Origin of the sequence: Microbacterium sp. T32, from assembly GCF_001619615.1 — a bacterium.
Taxonomy (GTDB): Bacteria; Actinomycetota; Actinomycetes; order Actinomycetales; family Microbacteriaceae; genus Microbacterium.
This window is the reverse complement of sequence record NZ_LQQP01000009.1, coordinates 131,047-152,098: the sequence shown is the minus strand read 5'-3', so window position 1 is coordinate 152,098 and position 21,052 is coordinate 131,047. Positions and strand designations below refer to the sequence as shown.

Below are 21,052 nucleotides of genomic sequence, written 5' to 3'. Positions count from 1 at the left end.
ATCCCCTCGTCCTACGGTCGGTCGGTTCCCTCGTCCTGGCCGGCGATCCACGCCCGCACCGCCTCGGCGAAGCGATCACCGCGATCGGCGTAGGAGGCGAACTGATCGAACGACGCCGCCGCGGGGGCGAGGAGAACGGTGTCTCCGTCCCGGGCCACATCGGCCGCCAGTTCGACGACCCGTGCCATGACGTCCTCAGTCTCCGTGTGGTCGACCTCGAACAGCGGAACCGTCGGGGCGTGTCGCTCGAACGCGGCCACGATCTCGCCGCGGTCGGTGCCGATGACGATGGCGGCCCGGGTCGCCGCGCCGCGCGAGCGCACGAGGTCGGCGAGGTCGACGCCCTTCAGCAGGCCCCCGACGACCCAGACGGCACCGGGGTACGCCGCGAGCGACGACCCCGCGGCGTGCGGGTTGGTGGCCTTGGAGTCGTCGACCCACCTCACGCCGCGATGCGCGGCGATCACCTGGATGCGGTGCGGGTCGAGGCGGAAGCGGTCGAGCGCGTCGTGGATGTCGCCCGGCGCGACGCCCAGGGAACGCGCGAGCGCGGCGGCGGCGAGGATGTTCGACACGACGTGCGGTGCTGCGAGGCCGTGCTCGGCGAGGTCGGCGACGGTCGTGAGCTCCAGCGCCGAGGTGGCGCGCTCCTCGAGGAACGCGCGGTCGACGAGGATGCCGTCGACGAGGCCCAGATCGCTCGGACCCGGGACGCCGAGGTCGAAGCCGATCGCGCGGGCGCCCTCGACGACCTCGGCCTCCTCGACCATCTCGCGCGTGACGAGATCGGCCTTGTTGTAGACGCACGCGACCCGGGTCCGCGCGTATACGCCGGCCTTGGCATCCCGATAGGCGGCGAAGCTGCCGTGCCACTCGAGATGGTCGTCCGCGAGGTTGAGGCAGACGGCCGCGTGCGGCGAGAGCGCGTCCGGGCCGGTCTGCAGGTTGAGGTACCAGAGCTGATGGCTCGAGAGCTCGACGACGAGCGCGTCGAAGCCGTTCGGGTCGCGGACCGCGTCGAGCACCGGCGTGCCGATATTCCCGACCGGGACGGCGCGCAGGCCGCCGGCGACGAGCATCTCGGCGGTGAGCCGCGTGGTGGTCGTCTTGCCGTTCGTGCCCGTGATGAGGATCCAGTCGGCGGGGCGTCCGTCGGGCCGCACCACCTTGTCGCGCACGCGCCACGCGAGCTCGACGTCACCCCACAGCGGGATGCCGTTCTCCCGCGCCCACACGATGAGCGGGTGCGAGGGCGGGAAGCCGGGCGAGGCGATCACGACGTCGGGTGCGAAGTCCGTGAGGACGGCCGGCACCGCGTCGAGCGGACCGACGTGCAGTTCCGCCCCGATCACCGGCAGGAGCCGCGCGTACTCGGGATCCGCCTTCTCGGTGACGACGAGCACCTGTGCGCCGAGCTCCGCGAGGGTGTCGGCGGCGGAGAAGCCCGTGACCGATAGACCGAGCACCGCGACCTTCAGGCCGCGCCAGTCGGCGTACCAGCTGGTGAGGGATGCCACCCGTTCCGCGCTCATACCCGCGACAGCCATTCCACGTAGAAGAATCCGACGCCCGACACGGCGAGGAGGCCCGCGATGATCCACATGCGCACGACGATCGTGACCTCGGGCCAGCCGCGCATCTCGAGGTGGTGGTGGAGGGGGCTCATGAGGAAGAGGCGCTTCCCGCGCGTGATCTTGAAGTAGATCCGCTGCAGGATCACCGATCCGGATGCGATGACGTAGACGCCGGCGATGAGGATGAGCAGCAGCTCGGTGCGCGTGAGGATCGCCATCGCCGCGATCACCCCGCCGATCGCCATCGACCCGCAGTCGCCCATGAAGACCTTCGCCTTGGGAGCGTTCCACCACAGGAACCCGACGAGCGCGCCGACGAACGAGGCCCCCACGATCGCGAGGTCGAACGGATCGCGGACGGCATAGCAGCCGCCCTGGACCGACGCGTCGAGCACGTCCGCGCACATCTGCTTGTTCTGCCAGAACGCCATGAGGCTGTAGGCACCGACGACGAAGATGCCCGAGCCGGCCGCGAGGCCGTCGAGTCCGTCGGCGACGTTCACCGAGTTGGACGTCGCCGTCCCGATGAGCGAGATCCAGGCGAGGTACAGCAGCCACCCGAGGATCGGACCCAGCGCGAACAGCGAGAGCACCTGGATGTCGCGGAAGATCGAGATGTACCCCGACGCCGGCGTCTGACCGATCGCGTTCGGGAAGTTCAGCGCGACGATCGCGAACGGCACCGTCACGATCACCTGCCCGGCGATCTTGCGCCACCCGGAGAGGCCGAGGCTGTTCTGGAAGCGGACCTTCATGTAGTCGTCGATGAACCCGACGACGCCGAAGCCGAGCATGAGCCACAGGACCAGCAGCCCCGACACGGTCGGGGGGTTGTTCCCCGCGAATGCGCCGATGAAGTAGCCGATGATCGTGCCGAGGATGAAGATCGTGCCGCCCATCGTGGGCGTGCCGCGCTTGGCCCCGTGCGAGGGGTTGTGCACGTTCTCGGGCGTACGGATGACCTGTCCCCAGCCCCACTTCCGGAATCCCCGCAGGAACACCGGAGTGAGGAAGAGCGTGAAGGCCAGAGAGATCCCCGCGGACGTCAGAAGTGATCTCACGCGAACGATTCTCCCAGACGGTCGCCGAGGAACCGCAGCCCGGCGGAGTTGGACGACTTCACCAGCACACGGTCGCCGTCGCGCAGTTCGCCCAGGAGGTAGTCGTACGCGGAATCGGCATCCGGGAAGAAGACGGCCTCGCCGTCCCACGAGCCCTGGGCGATCGCCTCGAGGTACATGCGGCGCGCCTCCTGGCCGATCACGACGATCCGCTGGATGCGGAGCCGCACCGCCAGGAGACCGACGCGATCGTGCTCCTCGTCGGCGTACTCGCCGAGCTCGCTCATCGCGCCGAGCACCGCGACGGTGCGCTCGTCGGGGCCGGTGATCTGCGCGAGCGTGCGCAGGGCGGCGGCCATCGAGTCGGGGCTGGCGTTGTACGCGTCGTTGATGATGCGCACGCGGTCGGAGCCGAGCGGCTGCATGCGCCAGCGCTCGGCGATCTCGACGGTCTCGAGGCGCGCGATGGCATCGGCTGCCGACACGCCCAGCGCCGTCGCCGCGGCGATGGCCGCGAGGGCATTCATGACGTGGTGCTCGCCGAGCACGCGCAGCGTCAGCGTGTGCGCGACGCCGTCGACGAGCAGGTCGGCGCGGGTCCCGGATGCCGAGACCTCGACGTCCACGGCGCGCACGGCCGCGCGTTCCCCGCGACCGAACCAGCGCACGTCCTGACCGCGCTCGCGCGCGATCGGCTCCATGGCCGCCACGCGGGGGTCGTCGGCGTTGAGGACGGCGAGACCGCCCTCGCGGGTCGCGCGCACGAGCTCGCTCTTCGCGTGGAACGTCGCTTCGATGCCGCCGAAGCCGCCCGCGTGGGCCATGCCCACCATGAGGACGACGCCGATGTCGGGGGTCACGAGGCCCGCGAGCCGCGCGATGGCGCCGGGGCCGCTCGCGCCGAACTCGCTCACGAGGAACCGCGTGTCCTCGGTCACCCGCAGCATCGTGAGCGGCGCACCGACCTCGTTGTTGAAGGACGCGCGCGGGGCCACGGTGGGGCCCTCGTCCTCGAGGATGCGGGCGAGGAGGTTCTTGGTGGTCGTCTTGCCGTTCGAGCCGGTGATGCCGACGATCCGCAGGTCGCCCGCCCCGCGGACGCGTGCGACGACGTCGCGGGCGAGAGCCCCGAGGGCCTCCACGACGTCGGGGACGACCACCTGGGTGACCGGCTCGTCGAGTTCGCGCTCGACGAGGGCGAGAGCCGCGCCGCGTTCGATCGCCGCGGGGACGAAAAGGTGTCCGTCGGTGGTCTCACCCGGTTTGGCGACGAAGATGCCGCCCGGCTCGATGAGGCGGGAATCGGTGTCGACGAGGCCGTCGACGGTGGTGTCCGGCGTGTTGTCGCCGTGCAGCACGAGACGACCGCCGAGAACGGCGGCGATGTGGGACAGGGTGGTGGAGATCATTGCGCTGTACGGACGCCCTTTCCGTGTCGGGAGGAGACCGGCATCCGGCGTCTCAGCCGAACTTGGGCAGTTGGGGGCTGGTGGATCCGGAGGGGATCACCCGGTAGTTCTTGAGCACCTGGGTGAGCGCCTTCTGGAACGCGGGGGCGTTGGCCGCAGACGACTTTACCGTCCGAGGTTCGTCGAGGTTGACCGCGACGATGTACTGGGGGTCGTCCGCGGGGGCGAATCCGATCATCGTCGTGAAGTACGCGTCGGGCTTGTACGCACCCGTGTTGGGGTCGGTCTTCTCACCCGTACCGGTCTTGATCGCGATGCGGTAGCCCGGGATGGCGACCTGGGATGCCAGAGTGCCCTGGGTCGCGACGTTCTCGAGCATCTGCGACACCTTCTGCGCGGTGTCCGCGGAGACGACGCGCTGGCCCTGCTCGGACGGGACGTCGGTGACCGTACCGTCGGCCGCGGTGCAGCTCTCGACGAGCGAGAGCGGGATGCGCACTCCCCCGTTGGCGATCGTCTGGTACGCGCCGACGAGCTGCGGGATCGTCACCGCGAGGCCCTGACCGAACGACGTGTTGTAGAACGTCTGGTCGCCCCAGTCCTGGACGGGGTGCAGGATGCCGCCGGACTCGCCGGGGAAGTCGATCGCGGTGGGCGAGCCGACTCCGAACTTCTGCAGGTAGTCGTACCGCGTCTGCGCGGGAATCATCTCGGCGAACTTCGAGATGCCGACGTTCGAGGAGTCGATGAGCACGCCGGTGAGGGTGTAGTCGTTGGGCCCGTGCACGAACGAGTCCGAGACGCGCGCGCCGCCCTTGAGGGTCTCGGTCGAGGACGCCGTCACCGTGGTGTCGGTGGTGAAGGAGCCGCTGTCCAGTCCGATGGCGGCCGTGAGCGCCTTGAACGTCGAGCCGGGCTCGTTGGGGTCGCTGAAGGCCCAGCTGCCGCGCTCGGTCGCCGGGGAGGCGGTGGGGTCGTTGGGGTCGACCGTCGGGTACTCCGCGAGGGCGCGCACTTTGCCCGTCTTCGCCTCCACGACCGTGATGGCACCGCGCAACGCGCCGGTGTTCTGCACCTGCTCGGCGATGAGCTGCCCCATGTACCACTGCAGGTCGCGGTCGATCGTGAGCTTGAGCGTGCCACCGTCGACGGCGGGCTCGGTCTGGACCTCCGTGCCGGGCAGGACGTTGCCGTCGCGGCCCTGCTGGAACACGACCTTGCCGTCCCGCGAGGACAGGCAGTCGTTGTCGGCGAGTTCCAGCCCGGCGAGCGCCTGCCCGTCGCCGCCCACGAAGCCCAGCAGGTTCCCCCCGACCGCGCCGTCCGGGTACACGCGGCCCGCCTTCGGCGGGAAGGTGAGGAACGGCAGTCCGAGGTCGGCCAGTGCGCGGTACTGCTCGGTCGAGACGTCGCTCGCGATGATCGCGTAACGGGAACCCGGATCGGCGGCCACGGCATCCGTCACGACCTTCTCGACCTCGACGGGATCCTTCCCGAGGATGCCGGCGATCTGCGCCGCGATGTCGGTCCACGTCTTGGTGGTCGTGGTCGTGCCGTCGTCGTTGCGGTCGGTGAGCCCTTGCGCCGCGAGCATCGGGTCGACCTGCACGTCGTAGCGGTGGACGCTGGATGCCAGCGTCACCCCGTTCTCGTCGACGATCGAGCCGCGCGAGCCGTACTCGATCCGCGAGTTCTGCAGACCCATGGACAGGGACTCGTCCACGTGCTCGCGGGCGCTCACGACCTGGATATCGACCAGTCGGATCACGAAGGCGACCAGGACGATGAGCACGATGGACAGCGCCACCAGGGTGCGCCGTCGGGGGGAACGGGAAACCGGCGTCGTCTTCGGCGTGGCCATGTGCTTATCGTGTCGCAGGGGTCGGCAGACCGTCGCTGATCGGCGGGGGTGTCGCGGAGGCGGCCGGCGCGGAGGGCGCGTCGGTCGCAGCCGCGTCGGTCACCGGAGCCGGCTCCGCGGCCTTCTGAGGGTCGGTCACGAGGGGCACTCCCGAGATCAGGGCGTTGCGGACCGATCCTCGACCCATGGCATCCACCGACGAGGTGCCCTCGGCGGGCTTGCCCGCGCCGACCACGGCCCCATCGCTCAGACGCAGGTACGTCGGCGTCTCGTCGATGACCATGCCGAGCGCGGCGGCGTTCGCGGCGAGGTACTGCGGCGAGTTCAGCCCCGCGACGTCGTCGTACAGGATCTGCTTCTGGTAGGTCAGGTCGCGCTGCTGCTGCGTCAGCGAAGCGATCTCGAACGAGCTCTGGGTGGTCAGGATCGACACTCCCATCTGCACGAGCGCGATGAGCACCGCCCCGAGGACGGCGACGACGCCGAACGCCCGCCGCGGAACGCGCCGGCGTGCCGGCGCGTCGACGACGTGCAGGCGCCGGGGCTCGCGTACGGGGACCGGGAACTCCGGCAGGAACGCCGCGTCGATGGTCTGGGGAGCGCTCATGCGTCCTCCTGGATCCGCTCGGCCGCGCGCAGTCGCACGGGGGTGGCGCGCGGGTTGACCGCACGTTCTTCGTCACTGGCGAGCTCGGCCCCCCGCACGAGCAGGCGAAAGGTGGGTGCGTGCTCGGGCAGCTCCACCGGCAGCCCGCGCGGGGCGGTGGAGGTCGACGCGTCCGCGAAGACCCGCTTGACCAGCCGGTCCTCGAGCGACTGGTACGACAGCACGACGATGCGGCCCCCGACCCCGAGCACGCCGAGGGCGGCCGGAATCGCGCGCTCGAGCACCGACAGCTCGGCGTTCACCTCGATGCGCAGCGCCTGGAAGACGCGCTTGGCGGGATGCCGCTCGCGCAGCACCGCTGCCGGCGTCGCGGCCTGCAGCACGTCGACGAGCTGACCGGAGCGCTCCAGCGGCGCCTGCTGGCGCGCGGCGATGATGGCCCGGGCGTAGCGGGCGGCGAGCTTCTCCTCGCCGTACCGCTCGAAGATGCGGCGGAGGTCGCCCTCGCCGTACGTCGCGAGGATGTCGGCGGCGGTCACGCCCGACGTCTGGTCCATGCGCATGTCGAGCGGGGCGTCCTGCGCGTAGGCGAACCCGCGCGAGGCCTCGTCGAGCTGCAGGGACGAGACACCGAGGTCGAACAGGATGCCGTCGACCTTGTCGACCCCCGCGGAGGCCACGGCATCCGCGATCCCGTCGTAGACGGTGTGGACGAACGTCGTGCGCCCCTCGAACCGGGCCAGGCGCTCCCCCGCGATGCGGAGGGCGTCGGTGTCGCGGTCGAGGCCGATGAGACGGGTGCCCGGGAAGCGCTCGAGGAACGCCTCGGAGTGCCCGCCCATGCCGAGCGTCGCGTCGACGAAGACGGCGCCGTCGCGCTGCAGGGCCGGCGCGAGCAGTTCGGCGCAGCGCTCGAGCAGCACGGGGGTGTGGATGTCGCGGATGTCCATGATGTCGGGGTGGGATCGTGGGCTCTGATCCCCATCCGCTCGACCTGGCACCGGGGAAGTGGCGTCAGGGCGTGCGGCTGGGAATCACAGCCGGCGATCAGAACAGTCCCGGGATCACCTCCTGCTCCATCTCGGCGTAGGTCTCTTCGTTGCTTTCGGCGTAGGCGTTCCAGGCCGCGGCGTCCCAGATCTCGGCGTGGGCGCCGACACCCGTCACGACCAGTTCGCGGTCCAGCCCCGCGTAGGCGCGCAGCGCCGGGGGGACCGTGATCCGGTTCTGCCCGTCGGGCTTCTCGGCGCTGGCCCCCGAGAGGAACATGCGCAGGAAGTCGCGGGCCTGCTTGTTGCTGAGCGGCGCCTCGCGGATCCGCTCGTGCACGCGCTCGAACTCCTCGGTGCTGAACACGTAGAGGCAGCGGTCCTGCCCCCGGGTGATCACCACTCCGGCGCCGAGATCGTCACGGAACTTCGCGGGCAGGATGACGCGCCCTTTGTCGTCGAGCTTGGGAGTGTGCGTGCCGAGCAGCATTCGGGCGTCCACCCCCTTCGTCCGGCCTGCGAAGTTTCCCCCACTTTACTCCACCACCCTCCACTTTGCTATCGAAACGTGGCCCTTTCCCAGGGATGCCGGGGCGTGTATGGTCCGCTCCTCCTCGACCGAGTCGTCGCGAGAACCGCGGAATCACGCGGCGCGGGCCCACGGGGGTGCCGCCGGTGGAGGGAAAGGGAGGGATTCTGGCCTCACCCGAGGGCGGGGGCGTCTCGCCCGCCGGCATCCCTCTTCCTCCCCGCGCTCACGCGGGCACAAAAAAACACCGGCTCCGAAGAGCCGGTGTTCTCGAGAAGAAGCGGAGGGTGTCAGTGTCCGTCGTTGCGGCGGTCCCAGCGGTCGTTCATGCGGTCCATGAAGGAGCCGCCCGATGCGCGCGCGCTTCGCTTGGTCGACGCCGACCGGGCAGAGGGCAGACGCGACGAGTTGCGGGTCGGGGTGACGGCGAAGACGACCCCGCCGACCATCACGAGGAACCCGACGACGCCGACGGCGATACCGAGGACACCGGTGTTGAATCCGATCGACACGCCCGCGATGAGAGCACCGAGACCGGCGAGCACGAGGATCGAGCCGAGGACGATGTTCCGATAGCTGAGCGCGCGACTGGGGGCCGTGACGACGTCGGCGTCGTTACTCATGAGATGGCGCTCCATCTCATCCAGCAGACGCTGCTCCTGTTCGGAGAGTGGCATGCCTTCCCCCTCTATTGCTGAGTACGGTCGATTCTACGCGGGGCGAGGATCACTAGGCTAGGCCCGTGCCGACCTCCCCGGAACCGATCGAGGCTGTTTCCCAGCGACTCGACAAGTTCGTATCTGAACAGATATCGTACGCCTCCGGCCTGGGGGAAGAGGCCGAGAAGATGGCCCGCGCGGGCGCTTCTTCGCTGCGCGGAGGAAAGCGCCTCCGCGCCCGCTTCCTCCTCACCGGGCGCCGCGCCGTGGAGGAGATCTCCGGCGACGCCGCGACCGCTCCCGACGCCGCCGCGATCGGCGTCGCCGCCGCTCTCGAGGTGTTCCAGGCGGCGGCCCTCGTGCACGATGACCTCATCGACAACTCCGACACCCGGCGCGGACAGCCCGCCGCCCACCGCGCGCTGCAGACGGTGCACACCGACGCGCTCTGGGCCGGGGATTCCGAGGCTTTCGGGCGCTCCGCCGCCATCCTGCTCGGTGACCTGCTCGTCGCATGGAGCGACGATCTGCTCGAGGAATCCCTCGAGGGTGTCGCCACCGCGGCGGCCACCCGGCGGCAGTACGCGCACATGCGTCGGGACGTGACGATCGGGCAGTTCCTCGACGTCGCGGAGGAGTCGGCCTACGCCGTCCACGCGGACGCGGACCACGCCGATCGCGCACTGCGCGTCGCGTCCTACAAGTCGGCGCGTTACAGCATCCAGAAGCCGCTGCAGATCGGGGCCGCTCTCGCCGGTGCCGACGACGCTCAGCTCGATGCCCTCGGTCGGTTCGGACACGACATCGGGATGGCGTTCCAGCTGCGCGACGACGTTCTCGGCGTCTTCGGCGACAGCGCCGTCACGGGCAAGCCCTCCGGCGACGACCTGCGCGAGGGCAAGCGCACGGTGCTCGTGGCCTACGCGCGCCAGGCGCTCCCCGACGACGCGCGCGCCGACCTCGACGCGATGCTCGGGGATCGGACCCTGGATGCCACCCGCATCCGGGACCTGCAGCAGACGATCGTGGCCACGGGCGCTCTCTCTCGGACGGAGGAGCTGATCGCCGAGTACGAGCGGCAGGCCGAGCAGGCGCTCGAGGGCGCGCGACTCGGCTCCGGAGCCGTCGAGGAGCTGCGCGCGCTCGCGCGCGCCGCCACGCAGCGGACGTCCTGAGGCGTCCTCCGCCCGAATTCGGGCGGGCGCTCAGGCGCTCAGGCGCTCAGGCGCTCAGGCGCTCAGGCGCTCAGGCGAGCGTGGCCGCGACGCGGCGCACTTCGCTCTTGCGCCCCGCGAGGAGCGCCTCGATCGGGGCGACCCCGATGGTCTCTTCCGGCGTGAGCAGCCAGTCGATCGTCTCGTCGGCGTCGAACCCGGCGTCGTGGAGCACGATGATCGTGCCGCGCAGCGACGGAAGCGGACGGCCGTCGACGATGAACACCGCGGGAACACGCAGCACGCCGTCCCGACGCGAACCGACCAGGTAGTTCTCGTCGAGGAGGCGGCGGACGCGTCCGAGCGGCTCCCCCAGCACGTCGACGAGGTCGGGGAGCGTCAGCCATTCGGTAGGGAAGCGGGGCGTGTCGGTCACCTTGCCACTATCTCATCCCGCGGCCGCCCGAACGATGTCCGAGACCGCCCGTCACATCCGTCACAGCGGCCCCACGCGTTGACATCCGCCCCGCACCGTGCGACCGTGGCGGGCAGTCGGAAGAACGGAATCCCCCACCATGCGACGACTCCCTGCTCCTCTCGCGCGCCCGCGCGCCCTCACCGTCTGGCCCGCCGCGGTCGCCGGCACGATCGCCCTCGCCCTGTCGGGTGAGAACGCCGCGCACGCCGCGCCGCCTTCACCCGCGCTCGCCGCCGTTCCGCCCGCGCCCCGGACGCTCGGCCTCCCCGTCCTCGCGGCCGCACCCGCCGCCTCCACCTACACGGTGCAGCCCGGCGACACCGTGTGGGCGATCGCCCGCGCACACGACCTCGACACCGCCGCCGTGCTCGCGGCCAACGGCCTCGACGCCGGGAGCGTCATCCGTCCGGGCCAGGTGCTCGCGCTCGTCGCCGCCGAGGCGGCCCCGACGCCCGCCCCCGCCGCCGTCCGCACCCACGAGGTGCAGCCCGGCGACACCGTCTCCGCGATCGCTTCCGCGGGCGGCGTCTCCGTCGACGCCGTCCTGACCGCCAACGGCCTGACCCGGGAGTCGATCATCTACCCGGGTCAGACGCTGGATGTCCCGGCGCCCGACGCGGCCGCGTCCACCGCGAACGTGGCATCCGCGGGACCAGCGACGGCTGCAGGGCTCGACGCCGAGCAGTCCGACAACGCTCGTCTCATCATCCGCGTCGGCCGCGAGCTGGGCGTGTCCGATCGCGGGATCGCGATCGCCCTCGGCACGGCGATGCAGGAGTCGTGGCTGCGCAACCTCGGCTGGGGCGACCGCGACTCGCTCGGCCTGTTCCAGCAGCGGCCGAGCAGCGGCTGGGGCAGCCCCGAGCAGATCCTCGACCCCGAGCGCGCGACCCGCGTGTTCTACGGCGGTGCAGGGAACCCGAACGGCACGGCCACCCGCGGCCTCCTCGACATCCCGGGCTGGGAGGGCATGGCCTACGCCGACGCCGCGCAGGCCGTACAGATCTCCGCCTACCCCGACCGCTACGCGCAGTGGGAGTCCGCGGCATCCGTCTGGCTGTCCGTTCTCGGGTGATGCGAAGGTGAGCCGCTCCCCGGGCTCACAGGGGGCGCTCCGTAGACTCGACCCGTGAGCACGAGTCAGCAGGCCGACCCGCTGATCGGCCGTCTCGTCGACGGTCGATACCGGGTCCGTGCGCGCATCGCGCGCGGCGGCATGGCGACCGTGTACGTCGCCACCGACCTGCGTCTCGAGCGACGGGTCGCGCTCAAGGTCATGCACGGCCACCTCAGCGACGACACCGTGTTCCAGAGCCGGTTCATCCAGGAGGCGCGGTCGGCCGCGCGCCTGTCGGACCCGCACGTCGTCAACGTCTTCGACCAGGGCCAGGACGGCGACATGGCGTACCTCGTCATGGAGTACCTGCCGGGCATCACGCTGCGCGAACTCCTGCGCGAGCACAAGCGCCTCACGGTCGACCAGACCCTGACGATCATGGATGCCATCCTCTCGGGGCTCGCCGCGGCGCACCGGGCGGGCATCGTGCACCGCGACGTCAAGCCCGAGAACGTGCTCCTGGCCGAGGACGGCCGCATCAAGATCGGTGACTTCGGCCTCGCCCGGGCGACGACCGCCAACACCGCGAGCGGCGCGCAGCTCATGGGCACGATCGCCTACCTCGCGCCCGAGCTCGTGACGCGGGGAACCGCGGACGCCCGCAGCGACATCTACTCGCTCGGCATCATGCTCTACGAGATGCTCGTGGGCGAGCAGCCGTACAAGGGCGAGCAGCCCATGCAGATCGCCTACCAGCACGCCACCGACTCCGTACCGCGTCCGAGCGCGAAGAACTCCGGCGTCCCCGAGCAGCTCGACGAGCTCGTGCTGTGGGCCACCGAGCGGGAGCCCGCGGAGCGACCGCTCGACGCGGGCGCCATGCTCGCGCGGCTCCGCGAGATCGAGAAGGAGCTGGGGCTCGCCCCCCAGGTCGCCCGCGCCGTCTCGGTCGGAACGGTCACCGCGAGCGCGTCCGAGTCGCGCGAGCTCACCAAGGTGCTGCCGCAGACGGCCGTGGCCCCCGCCGCTCCCGTCGACGACGTCGACAACGCGACACGTCTGCGTCAGCGGACGCGCCGACGCACGACCCGCGGGATCTGGCTGTTCGCGCTCGTGCTGCTGCTCGCCGCGGGAGCGTCGGGAGTCGGCTGGTGGTTCGGCTCGGGTCCGGGATCCCTCGTCGCCGTGCCCGACGTCTCACGCATGAGCTACGCGGATGCCGAGACCCTGCTCACCCAGCAGCAGCTCGCCTCCACACCGCAGGAGGTCAACGACCGCGAGATCCCGGCGGGGACGACGGTCGGCTCGGACCCCGAGGTGAACACGCGCCTGGACAAGGGCACGGTCGTCACCGTCTTCGTTTCGATCGGACCCGCGTCGCACGACCTCCCCGAACTCGCCGGCAAGAGCACGGAGGAGGTCAACGGCATCCTGGAGTCGGTCTACGTCGGCGTGTCCGGGACGACGCAGGAGTTCACGGATGCGGGCGCGGGAACCGTGCTCGGAGCGTCCGTGACCCCGCGCGCGGGCGGCGACGCGATCGACTGCACGAAAGGCTGCACCGTGCACGAGGGCGACGCGGCCGCGCTCGTCGTCTCCCTCGGACCGATCCCCGAGGTCGCGGGACTCACGCAGGCGCAGGCCGAAAAGGCGATGAGCGACGTACAGCTGAAGACCCAGACGTCGGAGCAGTACAGCAACTCCGTCCCGTCGGGCACGGTCATCGGGATCAACGACCGCGAGGGCGGCGGGAACTGGCGCCCCGGCGACACCGTCACGATGAACGTCTCGATCGGGCCGAAACCCGTCCTCATCCCCGAGAACGTCGTTGGCATGACGATCCGCGAGGCGGTCACCACGTTGAAGGGCCTCGGGTTCGATGTGAACGCCGGCATCGACGACGGCACGCTCCCCCTCGGCTTCAAGTACTGGGACATCTACAAGGTGCGCTCGACCAACCCCAAGGCCGGGACCACGGCGCCGCAGGGCAGCACGGTCACGCTGACCCCCACCCTCTAGAAACGAGGACGCCCCCGACCATGCGGTCAGGGGCGTCCTCCGATTCGGGTCAGCGGTTCTCGAGCTCCTCGGCGACGAGGAACGCCAGTTCGAGGCTCTGACGGTGGTTGAGACGAGGGTCGCACAGGCTCTCGTAGCGGGTCGCGAGCGTGGCCTCGTCGATCATCTCGGAGCCGCCGAGGCACTCGGTCACGTCATCGCCGGTCAGTTCGACGTGGATGCCACCCGGGTGCGTGCCGACCTGGCGGTGGGCCTCGAAGAACCCGCGGACCTCGTCCACGACGTCGTCGAAGCGGCGCGTCTTGTAGCCCGTCGGCGTCGTGATCCCGTTGCCGTGCATCGGGTCGGTGACCCACAGGGGCGTCGCGCCCGACGCGCGCACGGCCTCCAGCAGCGGGGGCAGGGCGTCACGGATCTTGCCCGCGCCCATGCGCGTGATGAACGTGAGGCGGCCGGGCTCGCGCTCGGGGTCGAGCTTGTCGATGAGGGCGAGCGCCGTCTCGGGCGTCGTCGTCGGGCCCAGCTTCACACCGATCGGGTTGCGGATCTTGGAGAAGTAGTCGACGTGCGCGCCGTCGAGCTCGCGCGTGCGCTCGCCGATCCACTGGAAGTGGGACGACGTGTTGTACGCGAGGCCCGTGCGCGAGTCGATGCGGGTCATCGGGCGCTCGTAGTCCATGAGCAGACCCTCGTGGCCGGTGTAGAACTCCACGCGCGTCAGCTCGTCGAAGTCGGCTCCGGCGGCCTCCATGAACTTGATGGCCCGGTCGATCTCGGCCGCCATGCTCTCGTACGCCTGGTTGGCCGGGTTGCTCGCGAAGCCCTTGTTCCAGCTGTGCACTTCGCGGAGGTCGGCGAACCCGCCCTGCGTGAAGGCGCGGATGAGATTCAGGGTCGACGCGGCCGTGTGGTAGCCCTTGAGCAGACGCGCGGGGTCGGCCTTGCGCGACTCCTCGGTGAAGTCGTAGCCGTTGACGATGTCGCCGCGGTACGCCGGCAGCGTCACGTCGCCGCGGGTCTCGGTGTCGCTGGAACGGGGCTTGGCGAACTGCCCCGCCATGCGGCCCATCTTCACGACGGGCATGGACGCGCCATACGTGAGGACGACCGCCATCTGGAGCACCGTCTTGATGCGGTTGCGGATCTGCTCGGCGGTCGCGCCGGCGAACGTCTCGGCGCAGTCACCGCCCTGGAGGAGGAACGCCTGACCCGCGGCGGCCCGAGCGAGCCGGTCACGGAGGATGTCGACCTCGCCCGCGAAGACGAGCGGAGGGAGGGTGGCCAATTCGGCGGATGCCGCGGCCACAGCGGCCTCGTCATACCACTGGGGCTGCTGCTTGATGGGCAGGGTCCGCCAGTGGTCGAGGTCGTGGAGCTGCTGATTCACCCCTGAAGTCTAGTGGCGGGCCGCGGGCGCCTTCGCCGCCCGGGCACTGGCCAACCGGTCCTTCACCGTCGACGCGTAGACGTCCTCGTAGCGCTGTTCTCCGAGGCGCTGCAGCGCCACCATGATCTCGTCCGTGACCGAGCGGAGGATGTAGCGGTCGCCCTCCATGCCCTGGAACCGGGAGAAGTCGAGCGGTTCGCCGATGACGATCCCGACGCGCCCGACGCGCGGCAGCCGCTGGCCGATGGGCATGACTGCCCCGGTGTCGACCATCACGACGGGGATCACCGGCACGCGCGCCTCGAGCGCCATGCGCGCGATGCCCGTGCGGCCGCGGTAGAGCGTTCCGTCGGGGCTGCGTGTGCCCTCGGGGTAGATGCCGAGCAGCTCGCCGCGCCCGAGCACGCCGAGACCGGTGTTGAGGGATGCCTCGGACGCCTTGCCTCCGGAGCGGTCGATCGGCAGCTGGCCGGTGGCGGTGAAGAACAGGCGGGTCGCCCAGCCCTTGAGGCCCTTGCCGGTGAAGTAGTCGCTCTTGGCGAGGAACGCCATGCGGCGGTCGATCATGAGCGGCAGGAAGATCGAGTCGGAGAACGACAGGTGGTTGCTGGCGAGGATCGCCGCGCCCTCGCGCGGGATGTTGCGACGGCCCACGATCCACGGGCGGAACACGGCCTTGATGACCGGTCCGATGACCACGTACTTCATGAGCCAGTAGAACATCGTCAGCGCTCCATCCCCGCGAGGTCGGCGACCCCGATGAGACCGGCGTCGTTGCCCAGTCGCGCGATCGTGAACTCGGCCACCGGACGTTCACCGTACCCCGGAAGGGAGGTCTCGTACGCGAGCTTCACCGGGACGAGGAGGTCGTCGCCGAGCTGCGCCACTCCCCCGCCGATCACGAACAGTTCGGGGTCGAGCACGGCCTGGAATCCGCCGCACGCCTCACCGAGGGCGGTGGCCACGCGGCGCAGGGCCTCGACCGCTCCCGGATCGCCCGCGAGGACGAGACGCGACACGGCGGGGCCGGGGATCGCCCCCTTCTCGGCCCGCACCGCGGCCAGGGCCGCTCCGATGCCGCCCTCGTCGGCGATGGCGTTGGCCTCGCGCTGCAGCGCGCGTCCCGAGGCGTACTGCTCGAGGCATCCGTTCTGTCCGCACCCGCACGGGTGACCGCCGCGCACGAAGCGCAGGTGGCCGAGCTCGGCGCCGATGCCGTGGCCGCCGCGGAACAGCTCGCCGTTGGTGACGACGGCGCCGCCGACGCCGGTACCCATCGTCAGCATGACCATGTCGTGCACGCCCTGTCCCGCGCCGAAGCGGTACTCGCCCCACCCCGCGGCGTTGGCGTCGTTCTCGATCGTCACCGGCGTGTTCAGCCGGCCCTCGAGCCGCGCGCGCAGGGGCTCGTTGCGCCAGTCGATGTTGGCCGCGTAGATGACGGTACTGCGGTCGCGGCTGATGAATCCGGCCGCGGCGACGCCGATCGCGTGGACGTCGTGGCCACGCCGGAGGTGCTCGGCCATGTCGACGACGGCATCCACCAAGGCGACGGGATCGATGGGGGTGTCCACCCGGAGCTTCTCGACGATCGCGCCGTTCTCGTCGACCACCCCACCGGCGATCTTCGTGCCGCCGATGTCGATACCGATGTTGAGCACCGCACTCCCCTTCTCGGCCCGCCCCGCGGCTCGGCCCGCAGCAGTCTAGCCACCGGGGCGTGACGACGCGGACCGCCCGGCGCGCCCGGGGCGGTCGGAACCTCCGACGAGACACGCTCTAGAGTGGATGGACCGCTGAACGCTCTTTCCGGTACACAAAGGAGTTGCCGTGATCCAGTTCGACCATGCCCCCGTCGTCCCCGCCGATCCGACCGCGAACGTTTCCGATCTGCTCGCCGAGCGCGTGGCCGCCACGCCCGACCGGGCCCTCTTCGCCGTCCCCGACGGCTCGGGGTGGCGCGAGGTCTCGGCGCGCGATTTCGAGCAGCAGGTCATCGCTCTCGCGAAGGGCTTCGTCGCCGCCGGCATCCAGCCCGGCGAGAAGGTCGCCTTCATCGCCCGCACCACCTACGACTGGACGCTCGTCGACTTCGCGCTGTTCTATGCCGGTGCGGTGATGGTGCCGGTGTACGAGACGAGCTCGCCCACGCAGATCTCGTGGATCATCTCCGACTCCGGCGCGATCGCCGCGCTCGTCGAGTCGCCCGAGCACGGTCAGCGCCTCGACGAGGTGCGCAGCGACCTCCCGCTCGTGCGCGACGTCTGGGCCATGCACGCCGGCGACCTCGACGCCCTCGTGTCCCGCGGGAAGGAGATCGAGGATGCCGAGATCGCCCGCCGCCGCGCGATCGCGAACAGCTCCGACATCGCCACGCTCATCTACACCTCCGGGTCGACGGGCCGCCCCAAGGGCTGCGTCCTGACGCACGGCAACTTCGTCGAACTCGCCCGGAACTCCGCCAAGGCGCTGCACGAGGTCGTCGAGACGCCGGGGGCGTCCACGCTGCTGTTCATCACGACCGCGCACGTCTTCGCCCGCTTCATCTCGCTGCTGAACGTCCACGCCGGCGTGAAGACCGGCCACCAGCCCGACACCAAGCAGCTGCTCCCGGCGCTCGGGTCCTTCCGGCCGACCTTCCTCCTCGCCGTCCCTCGGGTGTTCGAGAAGGTCTACAACTCGGCCGAGCAGAAGGCCGAGGCCGGCGGCAAGGGCAGGATCTTCCGCGCCGCCGCCGCGGCCGCCGTGGAGCACTCCGAGCGCGAGCAGCAGGGGAAGCCGATCCCGCTCCTCCTCAAGATCAAGTTCGCCCTGTTCGACCGGCTCGTGTACTCCAAGCTCCGCGAGGCCATGGGCGGCCGCATCGTCTACGCGGTGTCGGGATCGGCTCCGCTCGGCCCCCGGCTCGGACACTTCTTCCGCAGCCTCGGCGTCGTGATCCTCGAGGGCTACGGCCTCACCGAGACGACAGCTCCTGCGACGGTGAACCTCGCGACGAAGTCCAAGATCGGCACCGTCGGGCCCGTGTTGCCCGGTGTGAGCGTGCGCCTCGCCGACGACGGCGAGATCCAGGTGCGCGGCATCAACGTGTTCTCCGAGTACTGGCGCAACCCCGAGGCCACGGCCGAAGCGTTCGACGGCGACTGGTTCAAGACGGGCGACATCGGCGCGTTCGATTCCGACGGGTTCCTCTCCATCACCGGGCGCAAGAAGGAGATCATCGTCACCGCCGGCGGCAAGAACGTCGCTCCCGCGGCGCTCGAGGACCCCATCCGCGCCAACCCGATCGTCGGCCAGGTCGTCGTCGTCGGCGACCACAAGCCGTTCATCTCGGCGCTCGTGACCCTTGACCCCGAGATGCTGCCGACGTGGCTCGCGAACAACGGGCTGCCGGCCGACATGTCCCTCACCGAGGCGGCGACGAACGAGAAGGTGCGCGCGGAGGTGCAGAGCGCGATCGACCGCGCCAACACGCGCGTCTCGCGGGCGGAATCCATCCGCAAGTTCACGATCCTCCCGACCGAGTGGACCGAGGCGAGCGGGCACCTGACGCCGAAGATGAGCATCAAGCGCAACGTCATCGTCAGCGACTTCGCCGACGCCATCGAGGACATCTACGCGGTGCCGATCAACACCACCAACGTGTCGCTGCCCTGACCGGCAGCGAGAACAGGCGCTGAAACGAGAACAGGCCCATCCGTGTGGATGGGCCTGTTCTCATGGACGGGATGCCGCTCAGAACCAGTCGCTCTCGCGGATCTGCCGCATCGCCTCACGGCGCGTCTCCGCGGGCAGCCGCGAAAGGTAGAGCTTGCCGTCGAGGTGATCGGTCTCGTGCTGCAGCGCCTGCGCGAGCAGGCCGTCGCCCTCGAGCACGACCTCGTTGCCGTCGAGGTCGATGCCGACGACCTTCGCCCACGGGTAGCGCAGCGCGTCGTGCCAGAGGCCCGGAACCGAGAGGCATCCCTCGCCCACGAGCTCGGGCTCGCCGCGCGTCTCCACGAGGACCGGGTTCAGCACATAGCCGATGTCGCCGTCGATGTTGTAGCTGAACGCGCGGAGCCCCACGCCGATCTGCGGCGCGGCCACGCCGGCGCGGCCGGGCGGCTCGACGGTGTCGACGAGATCGCGGACGAGGGCGCGGATGCCGTCGTCGATCTCCTCGATGGGCGCGCTGGGGGCGCGCAGGACGGGGTCGCCGAACAGGCGGATCGGACGAACCGTCATGCCACGGCCGCCGGAACGCGCAGGCCCTCCACGACGGCCGCGGCGAGCTCGCGCGCGGCCAGGCGCGTACCGGGCTGCAGGTCGCGGAACGCGATCGCGCTGCCGGCGGCGACGTGGGCGTCGTACGGCATCCGGATGACGGCGCGGACGCGCGTGCGGAAGTGCGCCTCGAGCTCGCTCTCGCGCACCAGCGGCGCACCGGGACGAGCGGAGTTGAGCACGACGACGGCGTTGCGGACGCGGTCGGCGTAGCCGTTGGTCTCGAGCCACGTCAGGGTCTCGGATGCGAGGCGCGCCTCGTCCACCGAGAGTCCCGCGACGACCACGAGAGAGTCGGCGAGCTCGAGCGTCGCCTCCATGACCGAGTGGACGATCCCCGTGCCAGTGTCGGTGAGCACGATCGAGTAGTAGTGCGCGGCGACGTCGGCGACACGACGGTAGTCCTCGTCGCTGAACGCCTCGGAGACGCGCGGATCGGCGTCGGATGCCAGCACGTCCAGCCGCGTCGTGTCGCGGGCCACGATCGACGACACGTCGCTGTATCCCTCGACGTCGTCGTGCGCGCGCACGAGATCGCGGACGGTGCGCCCGTTGGGCCGTCCCACGCGATCGGCGAGCGTGCCGCGGTCGGGGTTCGCGTCGACCGCGATGACGCGGTCGTCCCGGGCATCGGCGAGGGCCATGCCGAGGAGCGCCGTGACGGTGGTCTTGCCGACACCGCCCTTGCGCGACAGCACGGGCACGAAGCGCGCCTCACCGGACAGCGGGGCGGCGATCCGGCGGTCGAGGTCCTTGCGCGCGCGGGCGCGGCGTCCGTCGCCGAGGTTGATCCGGTGGCGCGACACCGAGTACACCAGCTGCTGCCACAGGCCCTCGGGCTCGGGGCGGGAGATCTGGCGCGGGTCGAGCAGACGGTCGGCGGTGAGGAGGTCGGGGCTCTCCCGGGAGTCGTCGATCTCGCCGAGACGCTTGGATGCCAGGGTCACGTCGCTCCCCGGAGTGCGGACGCGCTCGCTCGCGTGGACGCGCACGGAGCGCGCGGCCTCGTCGGCCTGGTGCACCTCGCGGCGCGTGAGCGGCACGGTACCGATCACGCCGGTCGCGGCGAGCTCGGCGCGGGTGCGCGGCACGGGCCCGGTCGTCGGCGCGGGCTCGTCCTCGACGGGCGCGGGCACGGGCTCGCCCTCGACGGACGCGGCGGGTTCAGGCTCGGCGGCCGGCTCGGGCTGAGCGGCGGCCACGGCGGCGGGCTCGGGCTCGGCCGCGGACTCGGGCTCGGCCGCGGGCTCGGGCTCGGTCGCGGACTCGGGCTCGGGCTCGGCCGAGGACTCGGGCTCAGCGACGGGTTCGGGCGCCGTCTCCTCCGATTCCTCGGATGCCGGGAGCTCGACGTCGGCATCCACCGGATCGTCGTCCGGGGTCTCGACGTCGTCCGCCGCGGGCTCGTCCGCGATGAGTTCCACCACGGGCTCCTCGGCCTCCGCGACGTCCGCCACCTCGACGTCGGCGACCTCAGCGGTCTGGACCATCTCGTCGGGCGCAGCCTCGGCGTCGTCGTCGGCGCCGTCGGTCTCGGCATCCACGTCTTCGGTCACGGCATCCGCGTCGGACGCGTGGTCGTGCTCGTTGCCCTCTTCGGGCTCTTCGGGCTCGAGCTCGGCCTCGTGCACCTCGGCGTCGGCGTCCCACGCGTCGGTGTCGTCGTGCGGCTCGAGGACGAGCTCGGACTCCTCCGTCGGCACCTCGACGACCTCGGGGTCGGGAACGTGGGTGAGGAGCGGGGGCTCGTCGGCATTCGGCAGATGCACGATCCCGACGACCTCGAAGGCGCGGGATTCGGCGTCGATGACGGGCATCTCGTCCTCGATGACGTCATCGTCGACGTCGTCTTCGTCGGACACCGGGAGGTCGACGCTGACCTGTGCGATATGTCCGCCGAGGATGTGGATGCTGGACGTGTCGAGCGAGCCGCTGTCGTCGAGGACACCGTGTTCGGCGCCGTCGTCGGGGTTCTCGTCGGTGCGGTCGGGGGTCACTGCAG

At 70.7% G+C, this 21,052-nt stretch carries 18 protein-coding genes; 4 read left to right on the top strand and 14 right to left on the bottom strand.

Annotated features, from left to right (window positions below):
* Positions 1–11: 11 nt before the first annotated feature.
* The 8 genes from murD to AVW09_RS05035 form a co-directional block, all read right to left on the bottom strand.
* The gene (gene murD / locus AVW09_RS05070; protein WP_063256978.1) at positions 12–1,532 is read right to left on the bottom strand and encodes a UDP-N-acetylmuramoyl-L-alanine--D-glutamate ligase; all 1,521 of its coding nucleotides are present in this window, start codon (positions 1,530–1,532) and stop codon (positions 12–14) included.
* Positions 1,529–2,635 (bottom strand): phospho-N-acetylmuramoyl-pentapeptide-transferase, encoded by a 1,107-nt coding sequence (gene mraY, locus AVW09_RS05065; protein WP_063256977.1) that lies wholly within the window; start codon positions 2,633–2,635, stop codon positions 1,529–1,531. Before mraY ends, murD begins: the two co-directional genes overlap by 4 nt.
* Positions 2,632–4,044: a UDP-N-acetylmuramoyl-tripeptide--D-alanyl-D-alanine ligase gene (locus AVW09_RS05060; protein ID WP_063256976.1), complete on the bottom strand. Its 1,413-nt coding sequence runs from the start codon at positions 4,042–4,044 to the stop codon at positions 2,632–2,634. The genes mraY and AVW09_RS05060 overlap by 4 nt, the downstream gene beginning before the upstream one ends.
* A 52-nt stretch (positions 4,045–4,096) precedes the next feature.
* Positions 4,097–5,905 carry a peptidoglycan D,D-transpeptidase FtsI family protein gene (locus AVW09_RS05055; protein ID WP_063256975.1) on the bottom strand — a complete coding sequence of 603 codons (1,809 nt, stop codon included), beginning with the start codon at positions 5,903–5,905 and terminating at the stop codon, positions 4,097–4,099.
* Positions 5,906–5,909: 4 nt separating this feature from the next.
* Positions 5,910–6,512, bottom strand: coding sequence for a hypothetical protein (locus tag AVW09_RS05050; protein ID WP_063256974.1), 603 nt, complete (start codon positions 6,510–6,512; stop codon positions 5,910–5,912).
* Positions 6,509–7,462, bottom strand: a complete 954-nt coding sequence (rsmH, locus tag AVW09_RS05045) for a 16S rRNA (cytosine(1402)-N(4))-methyltransferase RsmH (RefSeq protein WP_063256973.1) — start codon at positions 7,460–7,462, stop codon at positions 6,509–6,511. The genes AVW09_RS05050 and rsmH overlap by 4 nt, the downstream gene beginning before the upstream one ends.
* A 97-nt stretch (positions 7,463–7,559) precedes the next feature.
* Entirely contained in the window at positions 7,560–7,991 is a 432-nt protein-coding gene (gene mraZ / locus AVW09_RS05040; RefSeq protein ID WP_022878852.1) for a division/cell wall cluster transcriptional repressor MraZ, read from the bottom strand.
* Between the two features lie 329 nt (positions 7,992–8,320).
* Positions 8,321–8,707, bottom strand: coding sequence for a DUF3040 domain-containing protein (locus AVW09_RS05035; protein WP_063256972.1), 387 nt, complete (start codon positions 8,705–8,707; stop codon positions 8,321–8,323).
* A gap of 65 nt (positions 8,708–8,772) precedes the next feature.
* Between AVW09_RS05035 and AVW09_RS05030 the strand changes: the two genes are divergently transcribed.
* Entirely contained in the window at positions 8,773–9,864 is a 1,092-nt protein-coding gene (locus AVW09_RS05030) for a polyprenyl synthetase family protein (protein WP_063256971.1), read from the top strand.
* A gap of 70 nt (positions 9,865–9,934) precedes the next feature.
* Here the strand turns inward: AVW09_RS05030 and AVW09_RS05025 are convergent, their stop codons facing one another.
* Positions 9,935–10,279: an Rv2175c family DNA-binding protein gene (locus tag AVW09_RS05025; RefSeq protein ID WP_022878844.1), complete on the bottom strand. Its 345-nt coding sequence runs from the start codon at positions 10,277–10,279 to the stop codon at positions 9,935–9,937.
* A gap of 139 nt (positions 10,280–10,418) precedes the next feature.
* Between AVW09_RS05025 and AVW09_RS05020 the strand changes: the two genes are divergently transcribed.
* Together AVW09_RS05020 and pknB are read left to right on the top strand one after the other, a co-directional pair.
* A complete protein-coding gene (locus AVW09_RS05020; RefSeq protein ID WP_063256970.1) occupies positions 10,419–11,396 on the top strand; it encodes a LysM peptidoglycan-binding domain-containing protein in 978 nt (325 codons plus the stop codon).
* Positions 11,397–11,450: 54 nt separating this feature from the next.
* Complete coding sequence (gene pknB, locus AVW09_RS05015) at positions 11,451–13,397, top strand: Stk1 family PASTA domain-containing Ser/Thr kinase (RefSeq protein WP_063256969.1); 1,947 nt, start codon at positions 11,451–11,453, stop codon at positions 13,395–13,397.
* Positions 13,398–13,446: 49 nt separating this feature from the next.
* On the opposite strand, the gene AVW09_RS05010 is transcribed toward pknB, so the two are convergent.
* The 3 genes from AVW09_RS05010 to AVW09_RS05000 are packed head-to-tail and all read right to left on the bottom strand — an operon-like array spanning position 13,447 to position 16,445.
* Positions 13,447–14,784 (bottom strand): class II 3-deoxy-7-phosphoheptulonate synthase, encoded by a 1,338-nt coding sequence (locus AVW09_RS05010; RefSeq protein WP_063256968.1) that lies wholly within the window; start codon positions 14,782–14,784, stop codon positions 13,447–13,449.
* A 9-nt stretch (positions 14,785–14,793) separates the two neighbouring features.
* A complete protein-coding gene (locus AVW09_RS05005; protein ID WP_063256967.1) occupies positions 14,794–15,507 on the bottom strand; it encodes a lysophospholipid acyltransferase family protein in 714 nt (237 codons plus the stop codon).
* A 2-nt stretch (positions 15,508–15,509) separates the two neighbouring features.
* Complete coding sequence (locus tag AVW09_RS05000) at positions 15,510–16,445, bottom strand: ROK family glucokinase (protein ID WP_063256966.1); 936 nt, start codon at positions 16,443–16,445, stop codon at positions 15,510–15,512.
* A 169-nt stretch (positions 16,446–16,614) separates the two neighbouring features.
* On the opposite strand from AVW09_RS05000, the gene AVW09_RS04995 reads away from it, so the two are divergent.
* A complete protein-coding gene (locus AVW09_RS04995; protein WP_063256965.1) occupies positions 16,615–18,441 on the top strand; it encodes an AMP-dependent synthetase/ligase in 1,827 nt (608 codons plus the stop codon).
* Positions 18,442–18,519: 78 nt separating this feature from the next.
* On the opposite strand, the gene AVW09_RS04990 is transcribed toward AVW09_RS04995, so the two are convergent.
* Together AVW09_RS04990 and AVW09_RS04985 are read right to left on the bottom strand one after the other, a co-directional pair.
* On the bottom strand, positions 18,520–19,011 hold the full coding sequence (locus AVW09_RS04990; protein WP_063256964.1) for a peptide deformylase: 492 nt from the start codon (positions 19,009–19,011) through the stop codon (positions 18,520–18,522).
* Complete coding sequence (locus tag AVW09_RS04985; protein ID WP_231901774.1) at positions 19,008–21,047, bottom strand: MinD/ParA family ATP-binding protein; 2,040 nt, start codon at positions 21,045–21,047, stop codon at positions 19,008–19,010. Before AVW09_RS04985 ends, AVW09_RS04990 begins: the two co-directional genes overlap by 4 nt.
* Positions 21,048–21,052 lie beyond the last annotated feature (5 nt).